The sequence below is a fragment of the Gracilibacillus oryzae genome, from assembly GCF_009498735.1.
Lineage (GTDB): Bacteria > Bacillota > Bacilli > Bacillales > Amphibacillaceae > Gracilibacillus > Gracilibacillus oryzae.
This window is the reverse complement of the sequence record NZ_ML762436.1, coordinates 38725-59589: the sequence shown is the minus strand read 5'-3', so window position 1 is coordinate 59589 and position 20865 is coordinate 38725. Positions and strand designations below refer to the sequence as shown.

General features: G+C 37.1%; 17 protein-coding genes and 1 riboswitch. Of the genes, 12 read left to right on the top strand and 5 right to left on the bottom strand.

Annotated features, from left to right (window positions below; translation table 11 throughout):
• The first annotated feature begins 91 nt into the window (after positions 1 to 91).
• Complete coding sequence (locus F9U64_RS15090; protein WP_153405376.1) at positions 92 to 982, top strand: DMT family transporter; 891 nt, start codon at positions 92 to 94, stop codon at positions 980 to 982.
• 11 nt (positions 983 to 993) lie between these two features.
• On the opposite strand, the gene F9U64_RS15085 is transcribed toward F9U64_RS15090, so the two are convergent.
• Positions 994 to 1767, bottom strand: coding sequence for a TIGR01457 family HAD-type hydrolase (locus F9U64_RS15085; RefSeq protein ID WP_153405373.1), 774 nt, complete (start codon positions 1765 to 1767; stop codon positions 994 to 996).
• 231 nt (positions 1768 to 1998) lie between these two features.
• Between F9U64_RS15085 and zwf the strand changes: the two genes are divergently transcribed.
• Complete coding sequence (gene zwf / locus F9U64_RS15080; protein ID WP_153405370.1) at positions 1999 to 3480, top strand: glucose-6-phosphate dehydrogenase; 1482 nt, start codon at positions 1999 to 2001, stop codon at positions 3478 to 3480.
• Between the two features lie 72 nt (positions 3481 to 3552).
• Positions 3553 to 4176: a cyclase family protein gene (locus F9U64_RS15075; protein ID WP_153405368.1), complete on the top strand. Its 624-nt coding sequence runs from the start codon at positions 3553 to 3555 to the stop codon at positions 4174 to 4176.
• A 713-nt stretch (positions 4177 to 4889) separates the two neighbouring features.
• Here F9U64_RS15075 and gndA read toward each other — a convergent pair.
• Both gndA and F9U64_RS15065 read right to left on the bottom strand, forming a co-directional pair.
• Positions 4890 to 6311 (bottom strand): NADP-dependent phosphogluconate dehydrogenase, encoded by a 1422-nt coding sequence (gndA, locus tag F9U64_RS15070; RefSeq protein WP_153405365.1) that lies wholly within the window; start codon positions 6309 to 6311, stop codon positions 4890 to 4892.
• Positions 6312 to 6460: 149 nt separating this feature from the next.
• Positions 6461 to 7219: a Cof-type HAD-IIB family hydrolase gene (locus tag F9U64_RS15065; RefSeq protein WP_228275745.1), complete on the bottom strand. Its 759-nt coding sequence runs from the start codon at positions 7217 to 7219 to the stop codon at positions 6461 to 6463.
• A gap of 162 nt (positions 7220 to 7381) precedes the next feature.
• Between F9U64_RS15065 and F9U64_RS15060 the strand changes: the two genes are divergently transcribed.
• From F9U64_RS15060 to F9U64_RS15020, 9 genes are all read left to right on the top strand, one after another.
• Positions 7382 to 7654, top strand: coding sequence for an ACT domain-containing protein (locus F9U64_RS15060; RefSeq protein ID WP_194287400.1), 273 nt, complete (start codon positions 7382 to 7384; stop codon positions 7652 to 7654).
• Between the two features lie 15 nt (positions 7655 to 7669).
• The gene (locus tag F9U64_RS15055; protein WP_153405360.1) at positions 7670 to 9031 is read left to right on the top strand and encodes a PFL family protein; all 1362 of its coding nucleotides are present in this window, start codon (positions 7670 to 7672) and stop codon (positions 9029 to 9031) included.
• Between the two features lie 117 nt (positions 9032 to 9148).
• A riboswitch (SAM riboswitch) is annotated at positions 9149 to 9256 on the top strand.
• Between the two features lie 165 nt (positions 9257 to 9421).
• On the top strand, positions 9422 to 10447 hold the full coding sequence (locus F9U64_RS15050; protein ID WP_153405357.1) for a methionine ABC transporter ATP-binding protein: 1026 nt from the start codon (positions 9422 to 9424) through the stop codon (positions 10445 to 10447).
• The gene (locus F9U64_RS15045) at positions 10440 to 11108 is read left to right on the top strand and encodes a methionine ABC transporter permease (RefSeq protein ID WP_153405354.1); all 669 of its coding nucleotides are present in this window, start codon (positions 10440 to 10442) and stop codon (positions 11106 to 11108) included. Before F9U64_RS15050 ends, F9U64_RS15045 begins: the two co-directional genes overlap by 8 nt.
• Positions 11109 to 11170: 62 nt before the next feature.
• On the top strand, positions 11171 to 12070 hold the full coding sequence (locus tag F9U64_RS15040; RefSeq protein WP_153405351.1) for a MetQ/NlpA family ABC transporter substrate-binding protein: 900 nt from the start codon (positions 11171 to 11173) through the stop codon (positions 12068 to 12070).
• Between the two features lie 150 nt (positions 12071 to 12220).
• Complete coding sequence (locus F9U64_RS15035) at positions 12221 to 12613, top strand: SLAP domain-containing protein (RefSeq protein ID WP_194287399.1); 393 nt, start codon at positions 12221 to 12223, stop codon at positions 12611 to 12613.
• 91 nt (positions 12614 to 12704) lie between these two features.
• Positions 12705 to 15149 (top strand): sensor domain-containing protein, encoded by a 2445-nt coding sequence (locus F9U64_RS15030; RefSeq protein WP_153405345.1) that lies wholly within the window; start codon positions 12705 to 12707, stop codon positions 15147 to 15149.
• A 93-nt stretch (positions 15150 to 15242) separates the two neighbouring features.
• Positions 15243 to 16961 carry an ABC transporter ATP-binding protein gene (locus tag F9U64_RS15025; protein WP_153405342.1) on the top strand — a complete coding sequence of 573 codons (1719 nt, stop codon included), beginning with the start codon at positions 15243 to 15245 and terminating at the stop codon, positions 16959 to 16961.
• A 64-nt stretch (positions 16962 to 17025) separates the two neighbouring features.
• The gene (locus F9U64_RS15020) at positions 17026 to 17703 is read left to right on the top strand and encodes a protein kinase family protein (RefSeq protein ID WP_153405339.1); all 678 of its coding nucleotides are present in this window, start codon (positions 17026 to 17028) and stop codon (positions 17701 to 17703) included.
• Positions 17704 to 18126: 423 nt separating this feature from the next.
• Here the strand turns inward: F9U64_RS15020 and F9U64_RS15015 are convergent, their stop codons facing one another.
• Both F9U64_RS15015 and F9U64_RS15010 read right to left on the bottom strand, forming a co-directional pair.
• Positions 18127 to 19497 carry an MBL fold metallo-hydrolase gene (locus F9U64_RS15015; RefSeq protein ID WP_153405336.1) on the bottom strand — a complete coding sequence of 457 codons (1371 nt, stop codon included), beginning with the start codon at positions 19495 to 19497 and terminating at the stop codon, positions 18127 to 18129.
• Between the two features lie 116 nt (positions 19498 to 19613).
• A partial coding sequence (locus F9U64_RS15010; protein WP_194287398.1) for an ABC transporter substrate-binding protein occupies positions 19614 to 20865 on the bottom strand: 1252 nt, incomplete at its 5' end.

The window sequence follows — 20865 nt, the reverse complement described above, 5'->3', positions numbered from 1 at the left end:
TCAAAATGTAAATTGCCGGGCTGTTTATGCCCGGCTTTTCTTATAAATTAGCGGAATTTGTGTTATAATGCATAACTTGGGAGGTGAGGAAGTGAAAGCGTATTTTCTCTTAGTTTTAACCGCCATTTTTTATGCAGGAAATCTAATTGTTGGTAAACCTGTAACTGCAGAGATTCCGCCAATAACTCTCTCTTTTTTTCGTTACATCATTGCGGCAGTGGTAATTTTACCACTGGGTTATAAAGAGTGGAAAAACAACAGATCACTTTGGATAAGAGAATGGAAAGCGATCCTTGCACTTTCAGTTACTGGACTTGTACTTTTTAATATATTCGTTTATTCGGCTTTGAATCATACAACTTCGATAAATGCAGGCATAGTGGAAGCATCCACCCCCATCTTTACCTTGATCCTTAGTTTTCTATTATTTGGTGAAAAATTCAATCGCAAACAAATGCTGGGAGTGTTTATTTCATTATTTGGTGTATTTTTTGTTATCACAAAAGGTTCCTTAGAAGTCATCTTAAATTTGCAATTTAACATTGGTGACTTGATCATGCTGCTGGCAATGGTCACTTGGGCTTTTTATTCGATGTTTATAAAACAACATATATGGAAGTTCCCTGCATATGGAGCTTTACTCGTTATGTCTGTTGCAGCAATTGTCATGTTTCTGCCCCTCTTGTTAATAGAAATGGAGGGAATGAAACATATAGATTGGTCTGGATCGATCATTCTTGGATTATTATATCTCGGTATTTTCCCATCATTAATTGCCCTTATTGCCTACAATAAAGGGGTTCAGGAGATCGGACCGAACCGTGCATCCATTTTCCTTAATTTAGTCCCGGTATTTACGATGATTGGTGCAGTAGTATTTCTACAGGAAGCTTTAACAATCGTCCAAATTGTTGGTGCAGTATTTGTTATTATTGGTGTAATTGTTACCAACCGATCAAAGACAAAAGCCACTGAAGTGTGAGTGGCTTTTTCTTATTCTTCCCCAAATGTCCATTCTGCCAGACTGTCTATTGAATATGTCGGCTGTTTTGCGAGTGATTTCAGATCCTGTCTTGTTGTTACACCTGTATGAACAAGCAGTGAGTCAATTCCTGCATTAATCCCAGCAAGGATATCAGTCGCATAATTGTCACCAATCATTACTGTTTCTTCCTTTTTCGTCCCCAGAACCTCTAGCGCCTGCTCAACAATAATGGCTTCCGGTTTGCCGATAAATTTAGGCTGGACTCCTGTCGTAACAGATAAAACAGAAATAAGTGAGCCCGCTCCAGGTAAAAATCCTCTTTCAGTCGGTAAAGCCACATCCCCATTTGTTGCCACAAACTTAGCACCTGCCCGAATATTTAACGCACCTTTGGTTAGTTTTTCATAATTAATGTCTCGATCCAGACCCATCACAACGATGTCTGCACCTTCTTCGACCATTTGCAAACCACATTCTTCTAAAGCCATATGCAGACCTTCTTCACCAATGGCGAACACTTTTGCATCTGCTTGTTGCTCCTTAATATACCTTGCTGTTGCCATACTAGTTGTAAATACATGATCTGTTGTACTTGGAACTCCCATGCTTACTAATTTATCTGATACATCTTTCGGATGCTTTGTTGAATTATTGGTTAAAAACAAGTACGGTAACCCTCTTTTTTCCAGTTCCTTCACAAAAACGACTGCTTCATCAATTTTCTCTGTTCCTTTATATACTGTTCCATCTAAATCAATTAAGAACCCTCGGTATGTATTCATCAAATCCTCCTAAATTTTTAGAAAATTCTATGTATTTCATTTGTCATTTTTATAATAAGTGATAGTATATATTTATGACATTTCCATTATTGTGACTTATTATATGTTATCATGTATAATTATTAAAGGAAACATATCTTATTTATGCCACATTATTATGATTGCATATCGTGACACATATGTTTATCATACGTTTATTAATATCATTGTAGAAAGGTAGTTTTAGTTAATATGACAACAAATAACCCGAAAGCTGTTATTGTTATTTTTGGCGCCACTGGTGATCTAGCAAACCGGAAATTGTATCCTTCCATTTACCGACTTTATCGAAATGGGAAATTATCAAAGAACTTTGCAGTAATTGGTGTTGCAAGACGCCCGCTTACAAACGAAGATTTCCGCAATAATGTAAAGAAATCCATTAATGGATTAAATGACCCGAATATTGATCCAGATGAATTCGCAAGTCATTTCCACTATAATCCATTTGATATACAAGATTTAGAGCATTATGCAAAGTTAGAGAACTTAATTAAAGAATTAGATGGAAAACATCAAACAGAAGGAAATCGTTTGTTCTACTTCTCAATGGCTCCGAACTTCTTCGGAACATTAGCTGCAAACCTCAAATCAGAAGGTTTAACAACGACCGAAGGCTGGACAAGATTAGTAATCGAAAAACCATTCGGCCATGATTATGAATCTGCAGAGAAGTTGAATAATCAAATTCGCGAAGCTTTCTCAGAAGACCAGATTTATCGTATTGATCACTATTTAGGGAAAGAAATGGTACAGAATATTGAAGTTATCCGCTTTGCGAATGCCTTATTTGAACCATTATGGAACAATCAATATATCTCCAACATTCAGATTACATCAAGCGAGATTCTTGGCGTGGAAGAACGAGGCCGTTATTACGACAGTGCTGGTGCATTAAAAGATATGATGCAAAATCATATGCTGCAGATGCTTGCCCTTATCGCAATGGATCCTCCAATTAAATTGACACCTGAAGAGATCAGAAGTGAAAAAGTGAAAGTATTACGTGCAATGAGAGTGTTGAATGAAGATAATCTTGACGAGTATCTTGTTCGCGGCCAGTATGATCGCGGAATTGTAAATGGCGAAGAACTTCCTGCATACCGTGAAGGAAATGGCGTGGATCCTGAATCCAATACAGATACTTTCGTTGCAGCGAAATTAATGATTGACAACTTCCGCTGGGCTGGTGTTCCTTTCTACCTCCGTACAGGAAAACGGATGGAGAAAAAGTCGACAGAGATTGTAGTTGAATTCAAAGACCTGCCAATGAATCTTTATTATGGCGACGAACATGAAACAAACTCTAACTTATTAGTGATCCACGTGCAGCCACATGAAGGTATTACATTACATGTAAATGCGAAAAAAGGCGATTACAGTGCTGCATCGACACCAATTACGTTAAGTTATGATAACAATGCTGGTGACAAAATGAATACACCTGAAGCATATGAAACTTTATTACATGACTGTATGCGTGGTGACTCAACAAACTTTACACATTGGGATGAAGTAGCCCTTTCCTGGAAGTTTGTTGATATTATCGCAAATGCCTGGTCAAAGAAAAAAGCTGACTTCCCTAATTACGAGTCTGGAACAAACGGACCAAAAGAAGCAGACGAATTATTAGCAAAAGACGGCTTTAAATGGTGGGACATTACGCCAGAATAATATGCATTTGAAAAAGCAATCAATAATTATCTATTGGTTGCTTTTTCTTTAATAAAATCGGGAGGGTTTATGATGAAATTTTATGATATTTCAATGGAAATTCACCAGAACATGCAAGTGTGGGAGAATCTTGAGAGTAAAAAGCCAGTATTTCATACCAAAACATTTGGACATATTACCGATACCACACTGAAAATGAATGCACATACCGGAACACATATTGATGCTCCTCTTCATATGATCAATAATACTGAAACAATAGAATCGACCCCACTGGAAAAACTGGTAAGGAAAGTGAAAGTGATCGTCTTAGAACATGTGGATGACGCTATTACAAAAGCAGATTTGGAAGCGCATTCTATAAGGAAAGACGATTTTCTTTTATTGAAAACGAAAAACTCTTCATATGAGGAGAATTCATTTGATTTTACCTTTGTTTATCTGAAGGAAGATGGTGCAGAATACTTAGCAGAAAAGCAAATTACTGGTGTCGGAATTGATACATTAGGTGTGGAACGCAGCCAGGAGCAGTTTCCCACACATATAACATTATTACAAGCTGATATCGTTATCTTGGAAGGATTAAGACTAGCAGAAGTTCCAGCTGGAGAATATTTCATGGTTGCTGCACCTCTGAAAATAAAAGGAATAGAAGCAGCACCAGCGCGGGTACTCTTGTTTGATAAAACATTTTAAGACATGGGATACTTGAGTGTCTCTTAACACTTTGTTTCAGCAGCTCAGCATAGATATGAAAGAAGCATCGTTATGCGACGTGCAGATGGAGACTCAATACCTTGAGCACCTTCCATAAGATTAGTCATGGCATTCAGAGAGGGCTTCATTACCTTGAGCATCCTCCATAATACTCGCCATGGCATTCAGAAGGTGCTTCAATACCTTCAGCATCCTCCATAATACTCGCCATGGCATTCAGAAAGGGACTCAATACCTTGAGCATCTTCCATAATATTCGCCATGGCATTCAGAAGGGGACTCAATACCTTGAGCACCTTCTATAAAATTCGTCATGGCATTCAGAAAGCGACTCATTACCTTGAGCATATTCTATAAAATTCGTCATAGCATTCAGAGAGGGCTTCAATACCTTGAGCTGCTGCTATAAAATTCACCATGGCATTCAGAGGGAGCTTCATTACCTTCAGCTCCTGCCATAAAATTTGCCATGGCATTCAGAAAGCGACTCAATACCTTGAGCATCCTCCATAATACTCGCCATGGCATTCAGAAGGTGCTTCAATACCTTGAGCACCTTCCATACTATTCACCATGGCATTCAGAAAGTATTTCACATCAATTTCATCTCACTCTCTTTCTGTCCATATTCTAATATAGTCTTAAGAACAAAAATAAAAATCCCTCTCACAAATAAGAGGGATTTTCCTGTATTAGTCTTCTAACCACTCTGTATGGAACACGCCTTCTTTATCATTACGTTGATAAGTGTGTGCACCGAAGTAGTCACGTTGTGCTTGTAACAAGTTTGCTGGTAATGTTTCTGTACGATAGCTGTCAAAGTAAGCTAATGCACTTGCGAAACCTGGTACTGGAATTCCACGTTCCATTGCGATAGAAAGTACTTTACGCAATGATTCCTGATAGCTTTCTACGATACCTTTGAAGTAAGGATCTAACAACAGGTTTTTAAGTGCTGGCTCATTATCATAAGCTTCTTTGATTTTTTGCAGGAATTGCGCACGAATGATACATCCGCCTCGGAAGATCATCGCGATATCGCCATAACGTAAGTTCCAGTCATTTTCTTCAGAAGCAGCACGCATTTGTGCAAATCCTTGTGCATATGAAACGATTTTACTCATGTAAAGTGCTTTGCGGATTGCTTCGATTAACTCGTCTTTGTCACCTTCATATGGCTTTTCATACGCTGATGGTCCTTGTAATACTTTGCTTGCTTCTACACGTTCTTCTTTCATTGCAGAAATAAAACGGGCAAATACTGATTCTGTAATTACCGGTAATGGAACACCTAGATCTAATGAGCTTTGGCTTGTCCATTTACCTGTACCTTTTTGACCAGCAGTATCAAGGATTACATCTACCATTGGTTTGCCAGTTTCTTTATCTTTTTTCTTAAAGATATCTGCTGTAATTTCGATTAAATAGCTGTCTAACTCACCTTTATTCCAATCAGCAAATACTTCATGTAAATCCTCTGCACCTAATCCTAAAACATTTTTCAAAATGAAATATGCTTCACAGATTAATTGCATATCACCATATTCGATACCATTGTGAACCATTTTCACATAGTGTCCAGCACCATTTGGCCCAATGTATGTCACACATGGATCTCCCTCAACCTTTGCAGAGATTGCTTCAAAGATTGGTGCAACTAATTCATATGCTTCTTGTTGTCCACCAGGCATAATAGAAGGTCCTTTAAGCGCTCCTTCTTCCCCGCCTGACACACCAGTACCGATAAAGTGAATACCAGATTCGTCAAGCTCTGCATTACGACGGATTGTATCTTTGAAGAATGTATTCCCGCCATCTATTAAAATATCGCCTTCATCAAGAAGTGGTTTTAATGATGCAATGGTAGCATCTGTTGCAGGACCTGCTTGTACCATTAACATAATTTTACGTGGTTTTTCTAAAGAGTTAACAAACTCTTCGATTGTTTCTGCACCAACGAAGTTTTTGCCTTTTGCTTCATTATTTAAAAACTCTTCTGTTTTTTGATAAGTTCTGTTAAACACCGCTACTGAATAGCCTCTGCTTTCGACGTTTAATGCGAGGTTTCTACCCATAACAGCAAGACCCACCACACCAAATTGTTGTTTTGCCATTTCTTATTCGCTCCTTTTTTACTGAATAAATTCCTATGTATCATTCCACATCACCCATTTTAGCATGAAATAGAATAATGCGTAACATCGGCTTAGAAAAAATAACTCCACATATAAAGTTATTATATCCTGCCTATCACTGCAAGTAATTATATTTTATTTTCTGAAATTTCTGCATTCTTCAGCACAAACTTCTCAATTGCTTTCGCAACCCCATCATCATTATTTGTGGCGGTAGACCAGTCTGCCGCTTTTTTGACCGCTTCCTGAGCATTACCCATTGCCACACCAACTCCTGCCTGCTGGATCATTTTGATATCATTTAAGCTGTCCCCGCAAGCCATTACTTGATCCATTGTGATCCCTAACCGCTCACAGACAACTTCGATTGCTGCAGCTTTATTAACCCCGACTGCATTGACTTCTATATTGGTTGGACTTGAGTTACTTAATTCGATATCTTCCCACCCGCCTAATGTTTCCATTAACTTTTCTTTCATCTCAGGAGTGGTCGTGTCAAATCCAAACTTCAACCATTCATGTGCATTAATATCTTCCGGCACTTCACCTCTCCATATTTTATCTACAGATGAAAGCCATGCCCATGTTTTATGTTCATCCTTAAGGGCCACAAGTTTCTCAATTACCTTTGCGTCGATTGTCTGTCTGGCAATCAAGTCGCCTGTTGATGTCCAGATTTCACTGCCATTTACGGTAATTAAATAGTGAATGTCCAATTCTTTGGCTATCTTTGAGCTTGTTTGCAAGTGTCTGCCTGTTGAGATAATCACTTCTACACCTTTTTCACGTGCCTTTATTATAGCTTCTTTATTTGCTTCTGATACTTTGTGCTTTGTATTTAATAATGTACCATCCATATCTAAAGCAATTAATCGAATATCCTTCATGAACATTCCCTCCTTACCCTAACTATTTTATTTGATAGCAGCAATTTTAGCAAAAATACGTGATCAAATATTTCAGGTATTTCATGCTATAATGGATATAGTAGCAAAACATGGATGATAATATGTTTATTAGTATTTCAGGAATTTATCGAGGTGATTATTATGCAAAAACGGGCAGTAGTAAGTGTTGTCGGGAAAGACCAAGTTGGGATTATAGCGAAAGTTACGACAATTTTGGCAGATAATAAAGTAAATATCTCTGATATCAGTCAGACCATTTTACAAGATTTCTTTACAATGATTATGATTATTGACATTAACGACCCAAACAAGTTAAGTGAATTAAAGCAAAAATTCGAACCTGTTGAAAAAGATCTAGGTTTAAAAATTAACATTCAATTAGAAGATGTTTTTCAGGCAATTCATCGTGTCTAAGAAGGAGGAGAATCAATGGCTATAGCTTTTACGGAAATTCAGGAAACGATTCGCATGGTCGAAATGGAGCATTTGGATATTCGAACAGTTACAATGGGAATCAGCCTGCGAGACTGTGGAGATCCGGATTTTAACAAATTGAAAGAAAAAGTTTTTCATAAAATAACTACATATGCGAAAGATTTACAAGCAACAGCAAATCAAGTGGCCGAAGAATATGGTGTCCCAATTATTAATAAAAGAATTGCTGTTTCTCCGATTGCCGAAATTCTGGGAAATGCTACAAAAGAGCAAGCAATTGACTTGGCGAAAACATTAGATGAGGCTGCTAAACAATTAAATATTGATTTTATCGGCGGTTATTCTGCATTAATACATAAAGGGATTGCAAAAGGTGATCAAGTATTGCTTGATGCTTTACCAGATGCTTTAAGTCAAACAGAAAGAGTCTGCTCTTCTATCTCTGTAGCAACAACAAGAACCGGAATTAATATGGATGCAGTAGCACAAATGGGGCAAATTATTAAGAAAACAGCACATTTAACGGCAGACCAGAACAGTATTGGCTGTGCGAAACTTGTGGTATTTTGTAATCCTGTTGAAGATAATCCGTTCATGGCTGGTGCGTTTCATGGCACCGGAGAAGGGGAAGTAGTACTTAGTGTGGGTGTCAGCGGACCTGGTGTTGTGTTAAATGCTTTAAAAAGATACCCCGATGCCGACCTTGGCGGTGTTTCTGATGTCATTAAAAAAACAGCCTTCAAGATAACAAGAGCCGGGGAGTTAATTGGCCGGGTCGTTGCTGAACGACTGAATGTACCATTTGGCATTATGGATTTATCGCTTGCACCAACAAATGCAATGAACGACAGTGTTGCTGAAATATTGGAGGAAATTGGCCTGGAACGAGTCGGTACACACGGAACAATTGCGGCTCTTGCATTGATGAATGATGCCGTCAAAAAAGGCGGGTCAATGGCGAGTTCTTATGTTGGAGGTTTAAGTGGTGCGTTTATTCCGGTTAGTGAAGATAATGGTATGATTCGCGGGATTGAAGACGGAGCACTTACCTTGCCAAAACTGGAAGCAATGACATGTGTCTGTTCTGTAGGTTTGGACATGATTGCTTTAGATGGTGATGCCAGCCCGGAAACACTTAGTGCCATTATTGCAGATGAAGCGGCTATTGGAATGATTAATAAGAAAACAACGGCTGTCAGAGTCATACCTGTTATAGGGAAAAAAGCAGGTGATATAGTAGAATTTGGCGGACTATTAGGAAGAGCTCCTATCATTGGGGTCAACCACTTTAGTTCTGATAAACTTATCCAGAGAGGCGGAAGAATTCCTGCACCAATTCAGGCCCTGACAAATTAATACAGCAGGTAAGTCCCCCTCCTTTATATTCCAATTATCTGATTATTCCTACTATTTATCAGATTATTGACGAGGCTGTGGAAAGATGCTATGATATCGATTAACGAAAAGAATAGACTCTTATCAAGAGAGGTGGAGGGACTGGCCCTATGAAACCCAGCAACCGTCAGAAGTCGTTCTGAAAGGTGCTAATTCCAACAAAGCATATGCTTTGAAAGATAAGAGGACAATACGGGAAAACATTAGTCCTTTCTGTCCTCTTGTGCAGAAAGGGCTTTTTCATATTCTTTTTTAATAAAGTGAGCCTTTGATCAGCGGGGTTTTTCCCCATAGCCAAACTTATCAGAATGGTTAAAGCTGAGAAAATTCACAAGAAAGGAGTGCATTAAATTGATTCAAATCAAAAACCTAAAGAAAATATATCAAACAAAGAAACAAAAGGTTCAAGCTGTGGACGATGTTTCTTTAACAATAAATCAGGGTGAAATCTTTGGAGTGATAGGTTATAGTGGTGCTGGTAAAAGTACTTTCATCAGACTTATTAACAGATTAGAAGAACCAACTTCAGGATCGATCGAGATACATGAAAAAGAAATTACCAAGATGTCGGCAAATGAACTGCGATTAAAACGCCAGAAAATCGGTATGATCTTCCAGCACTTTAATCTGTTATGGTCAAGAACCGTTTATGATAATATCGCCTTTCCACTTGAAATTGCAGGTGTTGCAAAAAGTGAGATAAAAGAAAAAGTAATGGAATTAATTCATCTCGTAGGTTTATCAGGGAAAGAAAATAACTATCCATCGCAATTAAGTGGCGGGCAAAAACAAAGGGTTGGTATTGCCAGAGCCTTAGCAAATGATCCGGAAGTATTACTGTGTGATGAAGCAACATCTGCCCTTGATCCGGAAACAACGGATGATATTCTCGATCTGCTGGTTTCCATTAATCAGAAATTAAATCTTACCATCATCCTTATTACACATGAGATGCATGTTATTCAAAAGATTTGTCACAGAGTTGCGGTGATGGAAAATGGGAAAGTCGTAGAAGAAGGTGATGTCCTTGATGTATTTGTTCGACCACAATCAAAGACTACGAAGCGATTTGTTCAGCAGCTCAACCCGTTGGAGCATCAGCAGGATAAGTTAGCAGAATTTATTAATGACCGGGATGATAGTGAAGTAATCAAGCTGCACTTCATTGGGAAAAATACGAAGCGGGCATTAATTAGCGAAATAGCGAAGAAATTCGATGTGGAAGTTAACATATTACAAGGATCCATTTCCCCAACACAAGAAGGTTCTTATGGCACCTTATTTATCGAATTAAATGGTGCTAATGATGTTCTAACAAAGACAATCGAATATATGAAGCAAGCTGGAGTGGAAGTCGAGGTGTTGAAGCATGCTTAGTGAATGGTTTCCAAATGTAATTCCAGAAGATTTATGGATCGCCACTCAAGAAACGATGTATATGACAGTGGTTTCAGTTATTGGAACATTAATTCTGGGTGTGATGTTAGGATTGTTACTATTTTTAACTGACCGTGGCAGTCTCTGGGAGAATCGGGCGGTTTACGGTGTGACTGCAATCATTGTTAACGTATTTCGTGCGATCCCGTTTATTATATTAATTTTATTATTATTCCCATTTACAGACTTTTTGATTGGCACCATTCGAGGCTGGAAAGCTGCACTTCCTGCTCTAATTGCTGGTACTGCACCATTTTATGCCCGCTTGGTGGAAATCGCATTTAAAGAAGTTGATAAAGGTGTGATTGAAGCGGCGAAATCAATGGGGGCTAAAGCCCATACGATTATTTTTAAAGTATTATTGCCAGAATCTATGCCTGCTTTAATCTCAGGTCTTACTGTTACTGCGATTGCATTAATTGGTTATACAGCCATGGCAGGCGTTATCGGTGCAGGTGGACTTGGAAATGCAGCCTATTTACAAGGTTTCCAACGCAACAATTTTGACGTAGTAGTGGCTTGTACTATTATAATCATTATAATTGTTTTTATTTTCCAATTTATTGGTGATTTAATAGCTAAAGCAATTGACAAAAGGTAATCAGTTTTGGAATACTCATGCTATCCAAAACTTTATATAAAAAAGAAGGGATGATTTATTCTATGAGAAAGTATTTAGTATTTTTACTAGCAGCAGCATTTTTGCTTATTGGTCTGGCAGCTTGCGGAACAGGGAACAATGAAGAGGAATCTGCAAACGGGGACACAGAGAATAATGAAGAGCAAACAACGACTGAGAACAGTGAAGAGGAAGCTAATACAGAAGAATTAGAAACAATTGTAGTTGGAGCATCAAACGTACCACATGCTGAAATTCTAGAAGAAGCAGTTCCATTACTTAAAGAAGAAGGAATTGACCTGCAAATTGAAACATATCAAGATTATGTTTTTCCAAATGATGACTTAGAAAATGGAACGTTGGATGCTAACTTCTTCCAGCACATTCCTTATCTTGAAGGGCAGATAGAAGATAAAGGATTTGACTTTGTTAACCTTGGCGGTATCCATATCGAGCCAATGGGAATCTATTCTCAAAATATTACGAATCTTGACGATGTAACTGAGGGAACAGTTGTAATTATGAGTAACTCTGTTGCAGATCATGGGCGTATCCTGTCATTACTGGAACGTGAAGGATTAATTACACTAGATGAAAATATTGATCCAGTTGATGCAACAGTTAATGATATTGTAGAAAATCCACTAAATTTAGAGTTTGATACAGATATTGATCCAGGTTTCTTACCAGAATTCTATGAACGCGAAGCTGATGCATTAGTTGCAATCAATACAAACTATGCAATTGAAGCAGATCTTGTTCCTTCTGAAGATGCCTTAATTCTTGAAGGATCAGAATCTCCATATGTTAATATCATTGCAGCGCGCAGTGAAGATGAAAACAATGAAAATCTTCTTAAATTAGTAGAAGTACTGCGTTCTGAGGAAATCCAAAACTTTATTAATGAAAAATATGAAGGTGCTGTCGTACCAGTTTCTGAATAACAGCTTAAAAGCAGGTGAATTTATCACCTGCTTTTCTTATATCCAAAAAGCTTATTAATTTATTTGTTTCAATTATAAATTACTTAATGTTAAGATTGAACTATTACACAATTGGTTAAAAATAATAAAATACAGATCGGAGCCTTCATGATGCAAAAACTATTTTTAGAAGAAAAATGGGAGAAAACAATTAGTGCACAAGATTTAGAAATGATCGAAAATATTTTTAAGCAAACAAAAAACGCAGATAATGAACAGGTTCGCATCATTCCTATCCGCTTTGCTGTAAATCACCGAACTGACTTACTATGTATTACCTTGATCCATAATTTCACCAACACAAACCTTAACCTTACCAAAGTTGAAATCGTATTAAAGAAGAATGGCAGTGAACTTACAAGCAATCTATTTGAAGAACAGCGACTTAAATTAGATGCTGAAACAAGTATGCCATGGACTTTTATTTTTCCAAAGGGGTCATATGATGAGGATAAAATCAACGGTGAGCTGACAGTTGACATTAATTATTGGCAGAAAGATTAAACACGCATCAAATACTTAAGATATATTCCCCCTATTTTGTTATAATGGGAAAAATAAATTCTTTCAACCTAGAGTTAAGGGAGTGTCAATTGTGGTATCAACTAACCTTTCATTAAATTTTCCTGAACTAATCGAAGTTTTTGATAATATTCCTGATCCTATTCTGGTAACAGAATTTCAAGCAGATGGCTTTATTGCGATAGTTGCTGCAAACAATGCAGCAGTACTCCATTTCGATTATACCGTTGATGAGTTAATGAGCAAGACACTAAAAGATGTCACTGTTCAAGATATATGGGAAAAAATGAATAAAATAGACATTCAATCCTTCTTAGAAAAAAAGTATGCAAAATTTGAATCTGTCCATATAAAAAAAGATGGAAGCAAAATACCTGTGTCTGTCACTCTTCGATTATTGTCATTAAAAAATGACCGAACGCTGATTATCAATCGTTTTCAAGATATATCAGATAAAAAAGATATACAGACTTTATTAGAAACTACCGATCAGCAACTCCAATCCCTTTTTACATATAATCCTGATATTATCTTTATGCTGGATGAAAATGGTGTTTTCATCAATATCAACCCAGCTGGTGAAGATATTTTAAAATATAAAACTGCAGAAATACTGAAGAAAAGTTATACTGATTTTGTTCATCCTGATGATCGTGCTCGGACAATTCAGGAATTCAATGATGTATTGAATCAGCAGACCGTCCAGACAAAGCTGAAAATAATTGATCATCATGACCAGGTATTGCAACTAGATATAACAGCAGTCCCTATTATTATTAATAATAAGGTGGATGGTGCAATCGGTGTAGCCCGTGATATAACGAAAGAACGAGAAGTCAAAGAAAAATTGCTGATTAGTGAGCAGCGTTATCGTTCGGTCCTTGAAAACAATATCGATGCTGTATTATCCTTCGACTTGGGAGGAAGATTTACATACGTTAATGAAGCAACAGAGAAAATGATGGGCTATACAGAAGCAGAACTTAAAGGAGAACCATTCATAGAATATATCGTCCCAGAGGAAAAAGCCAGAACGATAAGTGAGTATAGTAAAGTACTAAATGGAAAAGCCGTTCAATATGAAACATGTATGTTCAATAAGCAGAAAGATCGTGTATACCTGCATGTGACAGTTATCCCGATTATGGTGAACGGGAATCTTACAGGTGTACATTGTATCGGAAAAGATATTACCGAGCTTAAACAATATGAAGAAAAGCTTAACTATATGGCATATCATGATTATTTAACAAAATTGCCAAATCAGCATTACTTTCATACGAAAATAAAAGAAGCAATTAATACAGCCATAGAACAGCGGTCTCATTTCTCCCTATTCTTTATTGACTTGGATCGTTTCAAGGCACTTAACGACGCATTGGGCCATGATTATGGTAATATGCTTTTAAAAAATGTTGCCAGAAGGCTAAAGCGATACATACCGGAAAATGCCCATATATTTCGTTACGGTGGTGATGAATTCATCATTCTATTAGAAGATACTACAAAAGAAAAAGCGACGGAACTAGTGGAATATCTTATGAATCAATTAATTAAACCTTATGATTTAGATGAAATGGAAATAGTAGTGACACCAAGTATCGGGATAAGTATGTATCCGCGTGATGGAAAAGACCGGAAAACATTAATTAAAAAAGCAGATAATGCTATGTATCATGTAAAAAGAACAGGCAAAAGCAATTATCAGTTTTATAGTGCCTCCATTCACAACAGAATTATTGGTAATTTTGAATTGGAATCGCTTTTGAGAAAAGCAATGGACCGAAACGAATTTTCTTTATATTATCAGCCGCAGATAGATACAAACAGTAATAAAATATATGGTGCGGAGGCGTTATTAAGATGGCATAGTCGAGAACTGGGATTAATTTCACCAAATGAATTTATTCCAGTAGCTGAAGAAACAGGATTAATTGTCCCTATTGGAGAATGGGTAATGAAAGAAGCTTGCCGTCAGAATAAAGAATGGCATGACCGCCACTTCCCAAAATTTCCGGTTTCTATTAATTTATCGATTCGTCAGCTGTACCAGACAGATTTAGTAGAAAGACTGAATAAAATTATTCAGGAGAGCGGCTTAGATCCGAAATATTTAGAACTGGAAATAACTGAATCAATGACGATGGACACTGAAACAACTTCTCTTATTTTATGCCAGCTGAAAAAATCAGGCGTGAAGATTTCGATGGATGACTTCGGTACAGGATACAGCTCGTTAAATAATTTAAAGAAGTTCCCAATTGATTATCTCAAGATAGATCAGTCTTTCATTAAAGATATAGCGGTAAATGACGATGACAGAGATATTGTGGCAACGATTATTATGCTGGCACATAATCTTAAAATAAAAACAATCGCTGAAGGTGTAGAAACAAGTGAGCATGTCCAATTTTTGAAAAGCCAAGATTGCAATGTGTTACAAGGATATCATTTTAGCAAACCATTACCTGCAAAAGACTTTGAGAAATGGTTAATCAACTGGAATAAAAATAACTGAAACATTTAAGAACCATGATCGTAAATAGACAGTGATCATGGTTTTTTCTACATATAGTATACCGACCAAAAAGATAAAGAAGGAGAAGTGTTAATGAAAAAGAATAAGTTTCTTAGTCTTATATTGTCTACAAATGTTCCTAAATTCGCACTGACCATCGGCTTAATTGGTGGATTGGTTACAACATTTGTTGGTTTAACGGTCCCTTTATTAACTAGAGAAATTGTCGATGGATTTGATGCGAATTCGATAAATTTTACGATCATCTTCGGAATTGTGATTGTGTTAATTTTGCAGGGACTTTTTGATGGTTTATCCACTTATGCTCTTGCCTATGTAGGACAGAAAATTGTCGCCAGTCTGCGTGAAAAAATGTGGAATAAATTCATTCAGCTGCCAGTGTCTTATTTTGATAAAAATAAAAGCGGTGAATCTGTCAGCCGTGTTGTAAATGATACGAGTATTGTGAAAGACCTGATTACACAGCATTTCCCACAATTTATAACCGGATTAATTACTATTATAGGTGCTCTCGTCATTCTCTTAGTTATGGATTGGAAGATGACACTGTTAATGCTTATTTCAGTTCCCGTTGCAGTATTAATTTTAATGCCACTTGGTCAAAGAATGTCTAAAATATCTCGCGGATTACAAGATGAAACAGCCGAATTCTCTGGAAGTATTCAACAAACACTTGCTGAAATCCGTTTAATGAAGGCATCCAATGCTGAAAACTTTGAAAGTAAAAAAGGATTTTTAAATATTCAAAAGTTATTAAAATTTGGGTTAAAAGAAGCAAAATTATTTGCATTAGTAGGACCAACCATATATTTAATTAATATGCTAGTATTTGTTTTAATTATTGGGTATGGCGGAATTCGTGTTGCTGAAGGGTCAATGTCCACTGGTTCTTTGGTTGCTTTCCTGCTGTATCTGTTCCAAATTATATTCCCTATCACCTCATTTGCTATGTTCTTTACACAACTGCAAAAGGCTCAAGGGGCAACGGAAAGAATTATGGATATTCTTGATCTGAATATTGAAGAGCCAAAAACAGGATCAACAATGGATATTTCTAATAAAGAAATTCATTTTGATAATGTCTCATTCAGCTATGATAACTCGGAACAGGTACTTAAAGAAGTATCCTTTAAGGTAGAACCTGGTACAATGGTTGCTTTCGCTGGACCAAGCGGTGGAGGAAAAACTACCGTGTTTGGCCTTGTCGAACAGTTTTATCAGCCTACCGCTGGTGAAATCAGAATTGATCAAACACCTATTCATGAGCTTTCTCTGCAATCATGGCGAAGTCAAATTGGATATGTTTCACAGGACAGTCCGATGATGGCTGGGACGATAAGAGAGAATTTGTGCTATGGTCTGGATCAACAAGCAGATATCTCTGATGAACGATTATGGAAAGTAGCCGAAATGGCATATGCCGAACAATTTATTAAAGAGTTTCCAAAAGGCCTGGACACAGAAGTTGGAGAACGCGGTATAAAGCTGTCTGGAGGACAAAGACAACGCATTGCCATTGCACGTGCATTTTTACGTAATCCAACAATATTAATGATGGATGAAGCTACTGCAAGTCTTGACAGTCAATCGGAAGCCATTGTCCAAAAAGCATTATCACGGTTAATGGAAGGAAGAACTACCCTTGTCATTGCGCACAGGTTATCCACCATAATTGATGCTGACAAGATCGTCTTTATTGAAAAAGGGAAGATTACAGGTATAGGAACACATAATGAATTAGTAACAAATCATCCTTTATATAATGAATTCGCTCAACAGCAATTAACCTGATGAGAGGTTTATACTGAACGAGAGTTTTCATAAGGAGGTTTCTTTATGAAAGGGGCTGATGATGATGAGTGAAAAATGGCAGGAAGCTGAAAGATATATTAATAATATTAATGTTATAGCAAGCTCAAACAATGACCCTGTCACCATACATGGCAATACAGACCATGTAAAATGTATCGGAATCGGTACAGATGCGGCTGTATTCCAATTAGTAAAGCTCCCGAAGTATGCATTTAAAATATATGCTAAAAACAAAACACATAAAATAGAACAAGAGGCCGAAATCTATCAACTAATTGGCGATTCTCAATACTTCACAAATTGCTTCGGTTATACAGATCAATGGCTTGTACTACAATATGAAGAAGGCATTACATTATATGACTGCCTGTTAAGAGGAATAAAAATACCAGAACAGGTAATAAAAGATGTCGACAGTGCAAGAGAATATGCAAGGAGCCGAGGGTTAAATCCACGTGATATACACTTAAAAAATATTCTGCTGCAAGATGGCAGAGCCAAAATCTTCGATGTTTCTGAATATTTAGAAGAAGGTAATGATTATAGATGGGAACACCTAAAGAAAGCATATTACGGGTACTATTATTTAATTGAAGGCAAATCAGTCCCCCACTTTCTCGTTGAAACAGTACGCAAGTGGTATAATCAACAGAAAGTTAATCAGGAAAACATTGATGAATTTATAAAGAGCACTTCCAAACTAATAAAGTTCTGGCAGTAAATTTAGAGGTTGGGGCAAAAGTGTTTTCTCCAAAGATTCAATTAAATCTTCCGGATTATTTGCTTCCCGTAAACAAGATCTAGCATCCTCTACTTAATGTCCAGTTTTCCTGCTTTACTAGTGAGACTTTTTAATGGAGTTAATGATCGTGCCTAAACTTACCTTAAGTGATGCTGTCTTTACATGATGATATTCGTTCCACTTATTAGTCTAGGAAATCATTAAAAGCTGGGGAAAAATGCGAGACTCCAATGGGAACAGCACGAGCTGAAAATCCACTTGGTAAAGTGATCTTCTTTACCAAGTTAGTTGAAGCCGTGCCCATGGAAAGCGAGTATTTTTCCCCAGCGGTAAGCTAGTACTATCTACATTAGTACATTAGTGAATGACACACTTGTATTTATTGTCCGGTTTTTAGACTAACTATTTTTGTTCTGTCTCACCCTCTTTTAATTGACCATCATTAAAATAATAGACTGTTTTTGGTTTTGGCAAGAATACTGCCTGATCAGGGTCTTTCGGTACAACTAGTTCCGGGTAATGACTATGCCATGGAATAACTAATTGAGGATGTATCTTTGCAATAATCTCTAATATATCTTCTTCTGTTGCGTGTCCTGATACATCCAGTGAATGATATTCAACATCTAAATGTGCCAATAATGCAAGTAAGCGATCATAGTTTGGATCAAACTTACCTAATGGCATACCATTTGAGTGAAGATAAACAGCAGTATTTTCACTAATATCCAGTAAATTCATTACATATTGAAAGCTTGACTGGACAAGATAATTACCAGGATTTTTATTTATTTGTTCATTTGTAACACGAGGGTACTTATTGATTAATACCTGTTTCCAATCTGTTTCATAATTCATTCTCTCATTATCATAAACAGCAATTTCCTCTTGTGGTAACAATTGATCAACAATATAGGCAGTTTCTACTTCAAATACTATCTCCCTGCTTGTTTCTTTAGCCGCAGCTATAAATTGTTGTATTCTATCAAGATTTAAATGATATAAATTAAACAATGCCAGTTTTTCGCTGGTTGCTATTAATTCAACAACATGCTTCTGAATATCTGATTCAATTTGCAATAAAGGCTTCACTTTCAGCTCTTCCGGGCGAAATGCAGTCCCTTCAATCAGTAAGAGATCTATATCCACTTGTGCTAAATGTGCTAACATGCGTTCATTATATTCTGGGTGCTTCCCATGCATTCTAATATCTCCAGAATAAAGAATGGTTACATCAGGAGTTTCGATGAGCAGTGCCATTGCCCCAAAGACATCATGATCTGTTTGGAATGGTGTTATTTTTATTTGTCCCATATGCTTTTCTTTCTGGTAAGTTACCCCTGTAACTTCTCGTTCTCTCGAAAAAGGCTGATCCGTCTTACAAAAAGCTTCGTAAAGTTTTTTACTATCCTCTGACATATACACCGGAATTTGTTCTGCTATTGTATCAATTGCTCCAATATGATCTAAATGTAAATGAGATATGTATACTGCTGTATTTCTTGAACTTCCTTGGTCATAAGGTTTTACATTCTCCATTTGCTCGAGATCAACTGATGAATATATTTCGTCAATTGCAGGAATCGCACCTAGTTTTAACATGTCAGCAGTATAAGTTTTCTTTGAAATTGTTGCTTTATTTAAAAATGAGCTTTTCGGATCATAAACTAATCCAAAATCAAAGATTACTCTGTCATCACCATGGCAGATTTCTACGATATTTCCCCCAATCGTTCTTAATCCACTCCAGAAAGTCAACGTCGTTCTAGTCATCTATATTCCTCCATTTATGTATGATAAGAAATTGTAAAGTGGGAGACAACCACTGAAAAGCATTTATAAAGTTTCCCTTTTATATTAGAAAAGACAGGGGCAAGCCCTGTCTCTCATTATTTCTGTAACGCTTCGTTTGCTCGTTCTTGTGCATCTGTTAACCCTTGTTCTACTGATTTTTCATCTAACAGAATTAATTCCATTTCTTCTAAAATAATATTACGTACTGCATCTCCACCTTGAACACGTGCGATAAAGAATCCTGCATCAAATTGTTGAGAACCTGCTGCATATGCCGGATTTTCTTCAACAAATGATTGATATTCAGGTAATTCTTGTGCAGAATAACGTACTGGTAAATAACCAGATTGCATTGACCAGTCTGCTGTAACCTCAGGGCTTGTCAAAAACTTCATGAACTCCCATGCAGCTTTTTGCTCTGCTTCTTCTGCTTGATTGAACATAACGATATCGTTACCCGCGAAAGTAGTAGCTGCTTCCCCATCTAATGTCGGGAACGTTGTTGTACTCCATTCAATGTTTCCTTCCGCTGCAGATGCTACGTGAGGAATACCTGCAGAAGAACCAATATACATTGCTACATCACCAATTCCAAATGGATTAGACATATAATCATCTTCACCAGCAGTACGTGCAATACCTTCATCGATCATGTCTTTGATCATTGTCATTGCTTCCATACCTTCTTGTGATGCAAATGTCGCTTCATTTGATGCTTCATCAATATATGTTCCACCTAATTGCTTTAAGATAGCCTGGAACTCAGATTCATATGAATTCTCAAAGCCCATTCCTACAACACCGTCAGCCGTTACTGTTTCCGAAATGTTACGGATGTCTGCCCATGTTTCTGGAACTTCTAAATTATGCTCTTCTAAGATACCTGAATTATAGTAAAGAACTCTTGTACTTTTACTGAACGGTAAGCTGTAGAAAGTCCCATCCCAGCTGCTGGATTGTTGGAACACATCAACATAATCTGCTAACTCTTCTTCAGATAAACCAATTTCCGGATCTTCGATAAAGTCATTCAAAGGTGCAATAAAATCATTTCCAATATATTCAGGCACAACATTAGTAACAGCTTGCGCTAATGTTGGTAATGTCTTCGCCTTTGCTGCCGCCATTATTTTTTGTTCTAAATCATCATAGCTTCCTTGATTCATAGGTTCTACTGTAATATTCTCATGCTCACTGTTAAATTGTTCGATAAATCCTTTAAGAGCTTCCTCGTGAGGACCGCTCATCGCATGCCAAAACTCTACTACAACTGGTTCTGCCGAAGGTTCTTCTGATTGTGTTTCTTCTTCTGTACCACTCGTATTTTCTTGTTCTGTTTGTTCATCA

Coding starts and splice junctions, on each gene's coding strand:
- F9U64_RS15085 (WP_153405373.1), bottom strand. CDS start 1,767: ATGAATACATACCGAGGGTTCTTAATTGATTTAGATGGAACAGTATAT.
- zwf (WP_153405370.1), top strand. CDS start 1,999: ATGACAACAAATAACCCGAAAGCTGTTATTGTTATTTTTGGCGCCACT.
- F9U64_RS15075 (WP_153405368.1), top strand. CDS start 3,553: ATGAAATTTTATGATATTTCAATGGAAATTCACCAGAACATGCAAGTG.
- gndA (WP_153405365.1), bottom strand. CDS start 6,311: ATGGCAAAACAACAATTTGGTGTGGTGGGTCTTGCTGTTATGGGTAGA.
- F9U64_RS15065 (WP_228275745.1), bottom strand. CDS start 7,219: ATGAAGGATATTCGATTAATTGCTTTAGATATGGATGGTACATTATTA.
- F9U64_RS15060 (WP_194287400.1), top strand. CDS start 7,382: ATGCAAAAACGGGCAGTAGTAAGTGTTGTCGGGAAAGACCAAGTTGGG.
- F9U64_RS15055 (WP_153405360.1), top strand. CDS start 7,670: ATGGCTATAGCTTTTACGGAAATTCAGGAAACGATTCGCATGGTCGAA.
- F9U64_RS15045 (WP_153405354.1), top strand. CDS start 10,440: ATGCTTAGTGAATGGTTTCCAAATGTAATTCCAGAAGATTTATGGATC.
- F9U64_RS15040 (WP_153405351.1), top strand. CDS start 11,171: ATGAGAAAGTATTTAGTATTTTTACTAGCAGCAGCATTTTTGCTTATT.
- F9U64_RS15035 (WP_194287399.1), top strand. CDS start 12,221: ATGCAAAAACTATTTTTAGAAGAAAAATGGGAGAAAACAATTAGTGCA.
- F9U64_RS15025 (WP_153405342.1), top strand. CDS start 15,243: ATGAAAAAGAATAAGTTTCTTAGTCTTATATTGTCTACAAATGTTCCT.
- F9U64_RS15020 (WP_153405339.1), top strand. CDS start 17,026: ATGAGTGAAAAATGGCAGGAAGCTGAAAGATATATTAATAATATTAAT.
- F9U64_RS15015 (WP_153405336.1), bottom strand. CDS start 19,497: ATGACTAGAACGACGTTGACTTTCTGGAGTGGATTAAGAACGATTGGG.